This is a genomic window from Pseudomonas sp. DY-1 (assembly GCF_003626975.1).
GTDB lineage: Bacteria > Pseudomonadota > Gammaproteobacteria > Pseudomonadales > Pseudomonadaceae > Metapseudomonas.
In genome coordinates this window covers 554,819-568,343 of sequence record NZ_CP032616.1, presented here as the reverse complement: position 1 = coordinate 568,343, position 13,525 = coordinate 554,819, and the positions used below count along the sequence as shown (strand labels likewise).

Below are 13,525 nucleotides of genomic sequence, written 5' to 3'. Positions count from 1 at the left end.
CAGCTACCCGCAGGCTGGCCCTTTTTTCTTGCCTGTACAAGCTGTTACTGTACTTGCCAGCCGTTACCGCCGACACCCGCGGCGCGTGACCCCCGACACGATTTCGCCGGCCCGATGCCCGCGCCATCCCGCCAGCGAGGCCAGCACCCACATGCCCGACACGATATCCATGGATCGGACCCCCGCCTGATGCGTCGTCTTGCGTTCATGCTCATTGGCCTGCTGGCCCAACCCTGCTTCGCCAACCTGACCGAAAGCCACGGCTACGCTCAGTTCGGCGCCCTGAAATACCCCGCCAATTTCGACCATTTCGACTGGGTCAACCCCAACGCTCCCAAAGGCGGCACCTTGCGGGTGATGGCCTTCGGCACCTTCGACACGCTCAACCCTTACACCTTCAAGGGCACCAGCCCGGTGTCCACGCCGAACTTCCAGCAGTACGGCGTGACCGAGTTGAACGAGCCGCTGATGGTGGGCACCGGCCAGTACGACCCGTCCGGCGACGAACCTGCCTCCAGCTACGGCCTGATCGCCAAGAGCGTCGAGTACAGCGAGGACCGAAGCTGGGTGGTGTTCAACCTGCGCGAAGAAGCCCGCTTCCACGATGGAAAGCCGATAACCGCCTTCGATGTAGCCTTTTCCTACCGCACCCTGATCAAGAATGGCCACCCGCAGTACCGCACCAGCCTTCAGGAAGTAAAGCGGGTCGACATCCTCAACCGCCACCGCATCCGTTTCGTGCTCAAACGCGCCGGCAACCCGCTGCTGATTCTTCGCCTCGGCGAACTGCCGGTGCTGCCGCAGCACTATTGGAAGAACCGAGACTTCAAGGCGACCAGCTTCGAGCCGCCCTTGGGCAGTGGTCCCTATCGCATTACCCAGGTGAGGCCAGGGCGCAGCCTGGTGTTCGAGCGAGTCAAGGACTGGTGGGGCGAACAGCTTCCAGCCAACCGCGGCAAGTACAACTTCGACCGGGTTGAGGTGGAGTTCTACCGAGACAGCAACGTCGCCTTCGAAGCCTTCAAGGCCGGCGAGTTCGATTTTTACATCGAGCACCAGGCGAAGAACTGGGCCAACGGCTATCGTTTTCCAGCCATCGCCCGAGGGGATGTGATCCGCGCGGAGATTCCGCACCAGATCCCGACCCAGACACAGGCCCTGTTCATGAACACCCGACGCGCAGTGTTCGGCGACCGCAAGGTCCGCGAAGCCATGGGGCTGATGTTCGACTTCGAATGGACCAACCGCACGCTGTTCAACAACGCCTACATACGCGCCGCCAGCTATTACCCGAACAGCGAGTTCAGCGCCGTGGGCAAGCCCGAGGGGCATGAGTGGCTACTCCTATCCCCGCATCGCCAGGAATTGCCCGAGCCACTGTTCACTCAGCCTTTCCAGGTGCCAACCACAGAAGGCCGAGGCATTCCGCGGGAAACCCTTCGCCGTGCCCTGGGTCTATTGGCCGGAGCCGGATGGAAGTTGTCCGGCCAGCGCCTGGTAAATGATCGTGGCCAGCCGCTACGTTTCGAAATCCTGCTGGTCAATCCGAACCTTGAACGCATCCTCCAGCCCTACCGCGAAAATCTCGCCAGCATCGGCATCGACGTCAGCCTGCGTACGGTGGATCGCGCCCAGTACAAGCAGCGCCTGGACCACTTCGACTACGACATGATCCTCATGACCCTGCCGCAGACTCTGAGCCCCGGCCTGGAGCAATACCTCTACTTCCATTCCAGCCAGGTAGGCGTGAAGGGCAGCAAGAACTATGCGGGCGTCGCCAACCCGGTAGCCGACGAGATGATCGAGAAACTCCTCGGCGCCCAGAGCCGCGACGAACAGCTGGCCGCCGCACGCGCACTGGACCGCACCCTGCTGTGGCAGCACTACGGCATCCCCAACTGGTACATCAACTATCACCGCCTGGCGTACCGCAACCGGTTCGCCTTCGTCACCACGCCGCCCTACACCCTGGGCCTGCGCGCCTGGTGGCTGAAGCCCACGGAGAACGCCCGATGAGCAAAACGCTACGCAACCTTTGCCTGCAAGGCTGTGGCGCCCTGCTGCTATCCCTGGCCGGGCTCGCCATCGCCGAGCCGAAGTACGCCATCACCCTTTACGATGAGCCGGCCAAGTACCCGGAAAACTTCAAGAACTTCTCCTGGGTCAATCCGGATGCCCCCAAGGGAGGCATACTGCGCCTCGCCGGGGTTGGCGGATTCGACAGTCTCAACCCGTTCATCCCCCGCGGTAATTCAGCCGACCAGTTGGGCCTGATCTACGACAGCCTGACCTTCCACTCCCCGGACGAACCCTTCACCGAGTACGGCCTGCTGGCTGAAAAGATCGAGAAAGCGCCGGACAACAGCTACGTGCGCTTCTACCTGAACCCCAAGGCACGCTTCAATGACGGTCAGCCAGTGACCGCCGAAGACGTGGTCTTCACCTTCAACCTCCTGGTCGAGCACGGCGACCCCATGTACCGCCATTACTATGCGGACGTCGCCAAGGTGGAGGCGGAGGACAAACAACGTGTGCGCTTCGATTTCAAGCATCCAGGCAACCGCGAGCTGCCGCTGATCATCGGCCAGATCCAGGTGCTGCCCAAGCACTACTGGGAAGGCCGCGACTTCGGCAAGACCAACATGGAACCCCCGGTAGGCAGTGGCCCCTACCGTATCGCCAAGGTCGACGCCGGTCGCTCGATCCGCTACGAGCGGGTCAAGGACTGGTGGGCCAAGGACCTGTCAGTGACGCGCGGTTACTACAATTTCGACGCCATCACAGTGGACTACTACCGCGACATGTCGGTCTCCCTTGAAGCCTTCAAGGCCGGGCAGTTCGACTTCAACCTGGAGTATTCCGCCAAGGACTGGGCCACCGGCTACGAAGGCCCCGCCCTGCGCGCCGGCAAGATCCTCAAGGAAGCTATCCCCAACCACAATCCAACCGGCATGCAAGGTTTCGCCTTCAACATTCGCCGACCAGTATTCCAGGACCGTCGCGTGCGCGAAGCCATCGCCCAGCTGTTCGACTTCGAATGGGCGAACAAGCAACTCTTCTTCAGCTCCTACAAACGCACGAGCAGCTACTTCGAGAACTCGGAAATGGCTTCCCACGAGCTGCCTGACGCTGATGAACTGAAGATTCTCGAACCGCTGCGCGACCAAGTGCCGGCAGAAGTCTTCAGCCAGGTATTCCAGCCACCGGTCAGCGATGGCAGCGGCATCATCCGTGAACAAAAGCGTCGCGCTTACCAGCTGTTCATGGACGCCGGCTACAAGATCGAGAACGACAAAATGGTTGGCCCGGACGGCAAGCCCCTGGTCTTCGAGTTCCTTACCGCCCAGGCCAACCTCGAGCGAGTGATCCTCCCCTTCAAGCGCAACCTCGCCGAACTGGGTATAGACCTGCAGATCCGCCGCGTGGACGTATCCCAGTACATCAATCGACTGCGCTCGCGCGACTTCGACATGATTCCCGCCACCTGGGGCCAGTCCAACTCGCCGGGTAACGAACAGATGGAGTACTGGCATTCGCGCAGTGCCGACAGCGCCGGCAGCCGCAACTTCATCGGCCTGCGTGACCCTGCCATCGACAAACTGGTGGAAGGCCTGATCCGCGCCGACTCGCGCCAGAGCCTGGTGAAACACGCTCGCGCCCTGGACCGAGTACTGCTGTGGGGGCACTACGTGGTGCCCAACTACTACGTCGATACCTGGCGCGTCGCCTACTGGAACCACTTCCAGCGCCCGGACAGCACACCGCTGTATGACTTCGGCCTGATGACCTGGTGGCAGAAACCGGGCACGGAAACTGCTAGCCAGTCTGAGCAACCCACCTCCGAGCCGGATGCACAGTAAATGCTCGCCTACATACTCCGTCGACTGCTGCTGATCATTCCAACGCTGTTCGGCATCCTGCTGATCAACTTCATCATCATCCAGGCCGCTCCCGGCGGTCCGGTCGAGCAGATGATCGCCAAGCTGGAAGGCTTCGATGCCGCCGCGGGCGGCGCCACCGGTCGGATCTCCGGAGGTGGTTCGGAAGTTGCCACTGCTGGCTCCAACTACCGCGGAGCCCAAGGCCTCGACCCGGAACTGGTGGCCGAGATCGAGAAGATGTACGGCTTCGACAAGCCCGCCGCGGAACGCTTCTGGCTGATGATCACGAGCTACCTGAAGCTGGACTTCGGGACGAGCTTCTTCCGTGACGCCAAGGTTATCGACCTGATCATCGAGAAGTTGCCGGTGTCCATCTCCCTCGGGCTCTGGAGCACCCTGATCATGTACCTGGTGTCCATTCCCTTGGGAATCGCCAAGGCGGTACGCCACGGCAGCGCCTTCGACGTCTGGAGCAGCACCGCCATCATCGTCGGCTATGCCATTCCTGCCTTCCTGTTCGCCATCCTGCTGATCGTGCTTTTCGCCGGCGGCAGCTATTTCGACTGGTTCCCACTGCGCGGGCTCACCTCGAACAACTTCGACGAGCTTAGCTTCACCGAAAAGATTGCCGACTACTTCTGGCACCTGGCGCTACCGGTGACTGCCCTGGTGATCGGCAACTTCGCCACGCTCACACTGCTGACCAAGAACAGCTTCCTCGACGAGATCAACAAGCAGTACGTGGTCACCGCCCGCGCCAAGGGCCTGTCGGAAAATCGCGTGCTCTACGGCCACGTATTCCGCAATGCGATGCTGCTGATCATCGCTGGCTTCCCGTCGGCCTTCATCGGCATCTTCTTCACTGGCTCCCTGCTGATCGAGGTGATCTTCTCCCTAGATGGGCTGGGCCTGTTGAGCTTCGAGTCAGCCCTGAACCGCGACTATCCCATGGTCTTCGGCACGCTCTTCATCTTCACTTTACTGGGGCTGGTCGTGAAACTGATTGGCGATCTCACCTACACCCTGGTCGATCCGCGTATCGACTTCGAAAGCCGGGAGGGTTGAGCATGGCCCTCTCCCCCATCAACCAGCGGCGCTTCGAGCGATTCAAGGCCAACAAGCGCGGCTGGTGGTCACTGTGGCTATTTCTGATCCTCTTTGTCCTGAGCCTGGGTGCCGAGATGATCGCCAACGACAAGCCTCTGGCGGTCAACTACGACGGCCAGTGGTATTTCCCCTTCCTCAAGCGCTACCCGGAAACCACTTTCGGTGGCGAATTCCCGCTGGAAGCCAACTACAAGACGCCCTATATCCGCGAACTGATCGAATCCAAGGGCGGCAGCATGATCTGGACGCCCATCCCGTTCAGCTACGAAACCATCAACTACGACCTCAAGGTGCCGGCCCCCGCGCCGCCCTCGGCGGACAACTGGCTGGGAACCGACGACCAGGGCCGCGATGTGCTGGCACGGGTAATCTACGGCTTCCGCGTATCGGTTCTGTTCGCCCTGACCCTGACCCTGCTCAGCTCGATCATCGGCGTGATCGCCGGCGCCCTGCAGGGCTTCTATGGCGGCTGGGTCGACCTGGTCGGGCAGCGTTTCCTGGAAATCTGGTCCGGCCTGCCGGTGCTCTACCTGCTGATCATCCTGGCCAGCTTCGTGCAGCCGAACTTCTGGTGGCTGCTGGGCATCATGCTGCTGTTCTCCTGGATGAGCCTGGTGGACGTGGTGCGGGCCGAGTTCCTCCGCGGCCGCAACCTGGAATACGTGCGTGCTGCGCGCGCCCTGGGCATGCAGAACGGCGCCATCATGTTCCGCCATATCCTGCCCAACGCCATGGTGTCCACCATGACTTTCATGCCGTTCATCCTGACCGGCGCAATCGGCACCCTCACCGCACTGGACTTCCTCGGCTTCGGCCTGCCGCCAGGAGCGCCCTCCCTCGGCGAGCTGGTGGCCCAGGGCAAATCCAACTTGCAGGCGCCCTGGCTCGGCATCTCCGCCTTCCTGGTGCTGGCGGCCATGCTGACCCTGCTGGTTTTCATCGGCGAAGCCGCGCGCGATGCCTTCGACCCGAGGAAGTGAGATGAGCGAGAACCTGATCGAAATCCGCGACCTCTCCGTCGAGTTTGTCAGCGGCGACAAGGCCCAACGCGTAGTCGAAGGCATCAATTTCGACATCCGCAAGGGCGAGACCCTGGCGCTGGTAGGCGAAAGCGGCTCCGGCAAGTCGGTGACCGCCCACTCCATCCTGCGCCTCTTGCCCTACCCGCTCGCCCGCCACCCGAGCGGCAGCATCCACTACGCCGGCAAGGACCTGCTGAAACTACCCGAGAACAAACTGCGGGGCATTCGTGGCAACCGCATCGCGATGGTCTTCCAGGAACCCATGACCTCGCTCAACCCGCTGCACAACATCGAGAAGCAGATCAACGAAGTGCTCGCCCTGCACAAGGGCCTGACAGGCAAGGCCGCCACGAAGCGGACCCTGGAGCTGCTGGAGCTGGTCGGCATACCCGAACCGCACAAGCGCCTCAAGGCTTTCCCCCACGAGCTGTCTGGCGGCCAGCGGCAGCGGGTGATGATCGCGATGGCCCTGGCCAACGAGCCGGAACTGCTGATCGCCGACGAACCCACTACCGCGCTGGATGTCACCGTCCAGCTGAAGATTCTCGAACTGCTCAAGGAATTGCAGGCCCGCCTGGGCATGGCGCTGCTGCTGATCAGCCATGATCTGAACCTGGTTCGGCGAATTGCACATCGCGTATGTGTCATGCAGCGCGGTTGCATCGTCGAACAAGCGTCGTGTGATGAGCTGTTCCATGCACCGCAGCATCCCTACACCAAGGAACTGCTCGGCGCCGAGCCTTCGGGCCGGCCGGCAGAGAACCCCGAGGGCGCGCCACTGTTGGAGGTCGATGACCTGCGCGTGTGGTTCCCCATCAAGAAGGGGTTGCTGCGGCGCACCGTGGATCATGTAAAGGCCGTGGACGGCGTCAACTTCAGCCTGCCGCAGGGCCAAACCCTGGGCATCGTGGGCGAAAGTGGCTCTGGAAAGTCCACGCTGGGCCTGGCGATTCTCCGGCTGCTTGGCAGCCGGGGCGGCATCCGCTTCCAGGGCCAGTCCCTGGAAGGCCTGTCGCAAAAGGATGTGCGGCCGTTCCGGCGCGAGATGCAGGTGGTCTTCCAGGACCCCTTCGGCAGTCTTAGCCCACGCATGTGCGTGGGGCAGATTGTCGGAGAGGGTCTGCGAATCCACCGTATCGGCACCGAAGCGGAACAGGAACAAGCCATCATCGATGCGCTCCTGGAGGTAGGGTTGGATCCGGAAACCCGGCACCGCTACCCCCACGAGTTTTCCGGCGGGCAGCGGCAGCGGATTGCCATTGCCCGGGCATTGGTGCTGAAACCGGCACTGATCCTGCTGGACGAGCCCACCTCGGCGCTCGACCGGACGGTTCAGCGCCAGGTAGTGGAGTTGCTGCGCAGGCTACAGACCAAGTACAACCTGACCTACCTGTTCATCAGCCATGATCTGGCGGTGGTCAGGGCCCTGAGTCACCACCTGATGGTGATCAAGCACGGGCAGGTGGTCGAACAGGGTCCGGCCGATGCCATCTTCGCTGCCCCACAGCACAGCTATACGAAGCAGTTGCTGGAAGCCGCATTCCTGGCTCCGGAAACTGCCCATTAACCAGAAGAGGATGAAAGCACATGGGTTTTCTCGCCGGTAAGCGCGTACTGATCGTTGGCGTAGCCAGCAAACTGTCCATCGCATCGGGCATCGCTGCAGCCATGCATCGCGAAGGCGCCGAGCTCGCCTTCACCTATCAGAACGAGAAACTGAAAGGCCGCGTGGAAGAGTTCGCCGAGGGCTGGGGCTCCAGCGCCGAGCTGTGCTTCCCCTGCGACGTGGCCAAGGACGAAGAAATCGTCGCGGTCTTCGAGGCCCTCGCCAAGAAGTGGGATGGCCTGGATTGCATCGTGCACTCCGTTGGCTTCGCCCCTGGCGACCAGCTGGACGGCGACTTTACCGAAGTCACCACTCGTGAAGGTTTCCGCATCGCCCACGACATCAGTGCCTACAGCTTCGTCGCCCTGGCCAAGGCCGGTCGCGAACTGATGAAAGGCCGCAACGGCAGCCTGCTGACCCTGTCCTACCTGGGTGCCGAGCGCACCATGCCGAACTACAACGTCATGGGCATGGCCAAGGCCAGCCTGGAAGCAGGCGTTCGCTACCTGGCCGGCAGCCTCGGCCCGGAAGGCACTCGCGTCAACGCGATCTCCGCCGGCCCGATCCGCACCCTGGCCGCTTCCGGCATCAAGAGCTTCCGCAAGATGCTCGCCGCCAACGAGAAGCAGACCCCCCTGCGCCGTAACGTGACCATCGAAGAAGTCGGCAACGCCGGCGCCTTCCTGTGCTCCGATCTGGCCTCGGGCATCAGCGGCGAAATCATGTACGTCGACGGTGGTTTCAACACCACCGCCATGGGCAATATCGAAGACTGATAGTCGCCCCCAAAAAAAGCCCGCACTCGTGCGGGCTTTTTTGTGGCCGTCACCGACGCGTCCACCCTGTAGGAGCGAGCCCTGCTCGCGAATCGGTTCGGTTCGGTTATTAAGCTGGGCGCATAAAAGAAAAAGGCCGCATAAGCGGCCTTCTTCTTCAGCGAATCGATCAGAAACGCTCGATCTTCGCTTTCTCTTCGACCTGGCGGCGGTAGGCAGCGAAATCCTGCTGGCCACTGCGCGAAGCAAGGAATCGGCTGTACATCGCCTTTTCCTGCTCGGAGAGTTTCTCCTCCGGCACATTGACGCCGTTCAGGCGAATTACAACGTAGTCGCCATTGTTCAGCTTCACACCAGTGAACTCAGGCCTGTCTGCAGCGGCCGGCTTCGGCATGCGGAACAGGGTCTGCAACAGCAAAGGCTCGACTCCCTCCTGGCTGCGGGTAGCGGCTTCTACCACGTTCCAGGATTGGCCTTCCTGAGCTTGCTCAACCGGGGTCTTGCCTTCGCGCAGACTGGCAATCAGCGCATCACCCTTAGCCTTGGCGGCTTCGCCTGCCTTCTGGCCCATCAGATGCTGACGAATGCTGTCACCGACCTTATCCAGGCCAAGCTGCTCAGGCTTCTTGTGCTCCTTGACGCGCAGGACGATCACGGTATCCGGGTCCAGCTCGATCGCCGAGCTGTTGGCACCGTCTTCCAGCACTTCCGGACTGAATGCAGCCTGGAGGACCTGGCGGTTGGCCGTCAGGCCTTCGCCACCTTCACGACCGAAGGGTGCGCTGGTCTTGACTTCCAGCTTCAGTTCCTGGGCCGGCTGGGCCAGGTCGGAAGCCTCGAACGCGGCGTCTTCAAGCTCCTTGCTCACTTCGACGAAACGCTGCTCAACTTGCTGGGCCTTGATGTCGTGCTCCAGCTTCGGCTTGAGGCTCTCGAAGCTCGGGACTTCAGGTGCTTGTACGCCCAGCAGCTTGATCAGGTGCCAGCCGTACTGGGTACGCACGGGGGCGGACACTTCACCCTGCTTCAGCGCATACAGCGATTCCTCGAAGGCAGGCTCATATACGCCAGGAGCTGCGAAGCCAAGGTCACCGCCATTGGCAGCAGAGCCGGAGTCATCGGAGAATTCCTTGGCCAGCGCGGCGAAGTCCTCGCCCTTGTCCAGGCGCTGCTTGACCTGCTCGATCTTCGCCTTGGCCTGTTCCTCGTTGAGCTTGTCGTTGACCTCCACCAGGATGTGGGCGGCCTGACGCTGCTCAGCCAGGTTGCTGATCTCTTTCTGGTACTGAGCCTTGAGGTCTTCTTCCTTGGCTTCGACCTGGTCGAAGAAGGCAGCCTTTTTCAGCTCGACATACTCGATCACAACCTGCTCGGCGCTCTTGAACTGGTCGACATGGGCGTCGTAATAAGTTTTCAGATCTTCATCGGAAACGCTGACGGCAGCCGGATCAGCCTTGAGCGTCAGGGTCGCGAAATCGCGGGTCTGCTTCTCCAGGCGAGCGAAGGCTTCAACTTCCGCATCAGTCACGAAGCCACTACCAGCCAAGCCCGCACGCAGTTGGCCGATGAGCATTTCCTGCTCAAGCATCTGACGGAACTGCAGGCGGTTGTAGTTCATCTGGCGGATGACCTGATCGAAGCGGTCGGCATTGAACTTGCCGTCCACCTGGAACTCCGGCGTCTGCAGGATGAGCTGGTCAAGGGCGCCTTGCGAGAAAGCGAAATCGGCATCACCGGCTGCTTGCAGCAGGAGCTTGCGCTCAATCAGGCCCTTCAGCGCGGCTTCGCGCAGCAGCTTTTCGTCCAGCAGGGAAGCATCGAAGTCCTTGCCCAGTTGCTGCTGCAACTGGCGGCGCTGCATGTTCACAGCTTCGCTCAACTGGTCCAGAGTGATTTCGTCACCGTTGACCTCAGCCGCGTTCTGGCGATTGCTGGTGGCATTGAAAATGGCGTCGAAGCCGGTCAGCGCCAGCAGTGCGATGATTACGCCAATAATGGTTTTGGCAATCCACCCCTGTGAATTGTCCCGTATGTTCTGCAGCATGGGTCCCCCAGAAACGGCCGCATTAAGTCGCAGCCGAGTAACGCGGGTAGAGTATCCGAATATGAGAAAGGCGCATCCAAGGATGCGCCTTCTCGTAGCTTGCGGAGTCTGAGATTCGACCTCTCTGGTGGTAGGAAGAAACTCTCCGCTTCCACCGCTCCGCTATCGGGTCAGGTTGAACCCGACCCGGTCGGGCAGAGCCCAAAAGACGCTTAGTTGACGGCGTCTTTCAGAGCTTTGCCGGCTTTGAAGCCAGGGATCTTGGCAGCAGCGATCTTGATCGGCTTGCCAGTCTGCGGGTTACGGCCAGTACGAGCGGCACGCTCTTTAACAGCGAAAGTACCGAAGCCAACCAGCACCACGGAGTCACCAGCCTTCAGAGCGCCAGTAACGGATTCGATAACTGCGTCCAGCGCGCGGCCAGCTACAGCTTTCGGGATGTCAGCAGATGCGGCGATAGCATCAATCAGTTCCGACTTGTTCACTCTTAAGTCCCCTTATTTCTGTTGAGTTGTTTCTTAGTTGTTTGGTGTAAGCAAAGCGGGTGCTGGATGGCCTGCTAACACATAAGAGCCGCTTTATAACAAGGGCTCGAAAAATGTGTCAAGAAAGCCCCCCGGCTAATGCGTGCTGATTCGCTCCTTGGAATCAGTCTCGCGCTTGTCATCCTTTGCAACCATCTCCGGAGCCGCATCGGGCAAGGGCTCCGGGGCGTATTGCAGCGCAATTTGCAGGACCTCGTCAATCCATTTAACCGGTTTAATCGCCAAGTCTTGCTTGATATTTTCGGGAATTTCTTTGAGATCGCGCACATTCTCTTCGGGAATGATCACGGTCTTGATTCCACCACGATGCGCAGCCAGTAACTTCTCTTTCAAACCACCAATCGCGAGCACCTGGCCACGCAAGGTGATTTCCCCGGTCATGGCTACATCGGCACGAACCGGAATCTGCGTCATGGCTGAAACGAGGGCCGTGCACATTCCGATGCCGGCGCTCGGGCCATCCTTCGGAGTGGCCCCTTCAGGCATATGAATGTGAATGTCGCGTTTTTCATGGAAGTCGGCGGGAATACCAAGGCTCTTCGCACGACTGCGAACCACGGTAAGCGCAGCCGTAATGGACTCTGCCATCACGTCACCCAGCGAACCGGTCTTGGTCAACTGGCCCTTGCCGGGAACGACCGCGGCCTCGATGGTCAGCAACTCACCACCAACTTGGGTCCAGGCCAGACCAGTCACCTGACCGATCTGATCCTGCTGCTCGGCCAGCCCGTAGCGATATTTGCGCACGCCCAGGAAATGCTCGAGGGATTCAGCCGTGACCTGTACAGCGAAGCGCTTCTCACGGGCATGCTCCTTCACGGCCTTGCGGCAAACCTTGGCAATCTGGCGCTCAAGGCTACGCACACCGGCTTCGCGGGTGTAGTAGCGAATGATGTCGCGGATGGCTGCCTCGTCGAATTCCAGCTCGCCCTTCTTCAGACCGTTGGCTTTGGTCTGCTTGGGTGCGAGGTACTTGACCGCGATGTTTACCTTTTCGTCTTCCGTGTAACCCGGCAACCGAATCACTTCCATACGGTCCAGCAACGGGGCCGGAATGTTCATGGAGTTGGCGGTGCAGAGGAACATCACGTCCGAGAGGTCGTAATCGACTTCCAGGTAATGGTCGTTGAAGTTGTGATTCTGCTCAGGATCGAGCACTTCCAGCAGTGCAGACGCAGGATCACCGCGCATGTCGCTGCCCATCTTGTCGATTTCGTCGAGCAGGAACAGGGGGTTGCGCACGCCAACCTTGGTCATCTTCTGGATCAGGCGACCCGGCATGGAACCAATATATGTGCGGCGGTGGCCACGGATTTCAGCCTCGTCGCGCACACCACCCAAGGCCATGCGTACGAACTTGCGATTGGTGGCACGGGCAATGGACTCGGCCAGTGAGGTCTTGCCCACGCCGGGCGGGCCAACCAGGCAAAGTACGGGGCCTTTTACCTTCTTCACGCGCTTCTGCACGGCGAGGTATTCAAGGATACGCTCCTTGACCTCATCCAGACCGTAATGGTCGGCATCGAGGATGTCTTCGGCCTTGGCCAAGTCCAGGCGAACCTTGCTCTCGGCCTTCCACGGCACATTGACCAGCCAATCGATGTAGGAGCGCACTACAGTCGCTTCAGCAGACATCGGCGACATCTGCTTCAGCTTGTTCAGCTCGGCATTGGCCTTGGCCATTGCCTCCTTGGTCAGGCCGGCGTTGTCGATGCGCTTCTTCAGCTCTTCGACTTCGTTGTGACCTTCATCGATGTCGCCCAGCTCCTTCTGAATGGCCTTCATCTGCTCATTCAGGTAGTACTCACGCTGGCTGCGCTCCATCTGCTTCTTGACGCGACCACGAATGCGCTTCTCGACCTGCAACAAGTCTATTTCGGCATCCAGCAACGCCAGCACATGCTCAACGCGCTCGGATAGATCAGTCAGCTCGAGAATTTCCTGCTTCTGCTCAATCTTGAGCGCCATATGAGCAGCCATGGTGTCCACCAGACGGCCCGGCTCGTCGATGCTGTTCAGCGAGGAGAGCACCTCGGAAGGCACTTTCTTGCCCAGCTGCACATACTGTTCGAACTGGCTGAGCAAGCTGCGGATGAATACTTCGGATTCGCGTTCGCCCGCATCGACTTCATCGACCAGACTGACTTCGGCGCGGCAATGCCCATCCACTTCGATGAAACGTTCGATCGAGCCACGCTGCTCGCCCTCAACCAGCACCTTCACGGTACCGTCCGGCAGTTTCAGCAACTGGAGCACAGTGGCGACGGTGCCCATGCGATACAGGGCGTCTTCGCCCGGATCGTCATCGGCGGGGTTCTTCTGGGCAACCAGGAGAATCTGCTTGTCCCCCGTCATCGCAGCCTCGAGTGCTTCGATGGATTTCTCACGCCCTACGAAAAGCGGGATGACCATGTGCGGATAGACGACGACATCGCGCAATGGCAGGAGAGGTAATTCAGCAGTCGTATTCATGGTATCAGCTCTACGGCGGCCCTAAGGCCGTAAACAGATGGGAAAACCCTTGGCCCTAAGATGGGGTTAGGC

At 60.4% G+C, this 13,525-nt stretch carries 9 protein-coding genes; 6 read left to right on the top strand and 3 right to left on the bottom strand.

The genetic code is table 11. From position 1 onward, the window contains the following. Positions 1-189 precede the first annotated feature (189 nt). Genes D6Z43_RS02925 through fabI form a run of 6 tightly spaced genes read left to right on the top strand, consistent with a single transcriptional unit; the run spans position 190 to position 8,392 of the window. On the top strand, positions 190-2,016 hold the full coding sequence (locus tag D6Z43_RS02925; RefSeq protein WP_120650300.1) for an extracellular solute-binding protein: 1,827 nt from the start codon (positions 190-192) through the stop codon (positions 2,014-2,016). Continuing rightward, positions 2,013-3,860 (top strand): extracellular solute-binding protein, encoded by a 1,848-nt coding sequence (locus D6Z43_RS02920; RefSeq protein WP_120650298.1) that lies wholly within the window; start codon positions 2,013-2,015, stop codon positions 3,858-3,860. Before D6Z43_RS02925 ends, D6Z43_RS02920 begins: the two co-directional genes overlap by 4 nt. After that, positions 3,861-4,946, top strand: a complete 1,086-nt coding sequence (locus tag D6Z43_RS02915) for a microcin C ABC transporter permease YejB (RefSeq protein ID WP_120650296.1) — start codon at positions 3,861-3,863, stop codon at positions 4,944-4,946. A 2-nt stretch (positions 4,947-4,948) separates the two neighbouring features. Then, positions 4,949-5,968, top strand: coding sequence for an ABC transporter permease (locus D6Z43_RS02910; protein WP_120650294.1), 1,020 nt, complete (start codon positions 4,949-4,951; stop codon positions 5,966-5,968). A 1-nt stretch (position 5,969) separates the two neighbouring features. After that, on the top strand, positions 5,970-7,577 hold the full coding sequence (locus D6Z43_RS02905) for an ABC transporter ATP-binding protein (RefSeq protein ID WP_120650292.1): 1,608 nt from the start codon (positions 5,970-5,972) through the stop codon (positions 7,575-7,577). A gap of 20 nt (positions 7,578-7,597) precedes the next feature. After that, entirely contained in the window at positions 7,598-8,392 is a 795-nt protein-coding gene (gene fabI / locus D6Z43_RS02900) for an enoyl-ACP reductase FabI (RefSeq protein WP_120650290.1), read from the top strand. Positions 8,393-8,561: 169 nt separating this feature from the next. Here the strand turns inward: fabI and D6Z43_RS02895 are convergent, their stop codons facing one another. The 3 genes from D6Z43_RS02895 to lon form a co-directional block, all read right to left on the bottom strand. Then, positions 8,562-10,436 carry a SurA N-terminal domain-containing protein gene (locus D6Z43_RS02895; RefSeq protein WP_120650287.1) on the bottom strand — a complete coding sequence of 625 codons (1,875 nt, stop codon included), beginning with the start codon at positions 10,434-10,436 and terminating at the stop codon, positions 8,562-8,564. A gap of 212 nt (positions 10,437-10,648) precedes the next feature. Further along, the gene (gene hupB, locus D6Z43_RS02890) at positions 10,649-10,921 is read right to left on the bottom strand and encodes a nucleoid-associated protein HU-beta (protein WP_003087931.1); all 273 of its coding nucleotides are present in this window, start codon (positions 10,919-10,921) and stop codon (positions 10,649-10,651) included. A 135-nt stretch (positions 10,922-11,056) separates the two neighbouring features. Beyond that, positions 11,057-13,453, bottom strand: coding sequence for an endopeptidase La (gene lon, locus D6Z43_RS02885; protein WP_120650286.1), 2,397 nt, complete (start codon positions 13,451-13,453; stop codon positions 11,057-11,059). Positions 13,454-13,525: the final 72 nt, after the last annotated feature.

Coding starts and splice junctions, on each gene's coding strand:
- D6Z43_RS02925 (WP_120650300.1), top strand. CDS start 190: ATGCGTCGTCTTGCGTTCATGCTCATTGGCCTGCTGGCCCAACCCTGC.
- D6Z43_RS02920 (WP_120650298.1), top strand. CDS start 2,013: ATGAGCAAAACGCTACGCAACCTTTGCCTGCAAGGCTGTGGCGCCCTG.
- D6Z43_RS02915 (WP_120650296.1), top strand. CDS start 3,861: ATGCTCGCCTACATACTCCGTCGACTGCTGCTGATCATTCCAACGCTG.
- D6Z43_RS02910 (WP_120650294.1), top strand. CDS start 4,949: ATGGCCCTCTCCCCCATCAACCAGCGGCGCTTCGAGCGATTCAAGGCC.
- D6Z43_RS02905 (WP_120650292.1), top strand. CDS start 5,970: ATGAGCGAGAACCTGATCGAAATCCGCGACCTCTCCGTCGAGTTTGTC.
- fabI (WP_120650290.1), top strand. CDS start 7,598: ATGGGTTTTCTCGCCGGTAAGCGCGTACTGATCGTTGGCGTAGCCAGC.
- D6Z43_RS02895 (WP_120650287.1), bottom strand. CDS start 10,436: ATGCTGCAGAACATACGGGACAATTCACAGGGGTGGATTGCCAAAACC.
- lon (WP_120650286.1), bottom strand. CDS start 13,453: ATGAATACGACTGCTGAATTACCTCTCCTGCCATTGCGCGATGTCGTC.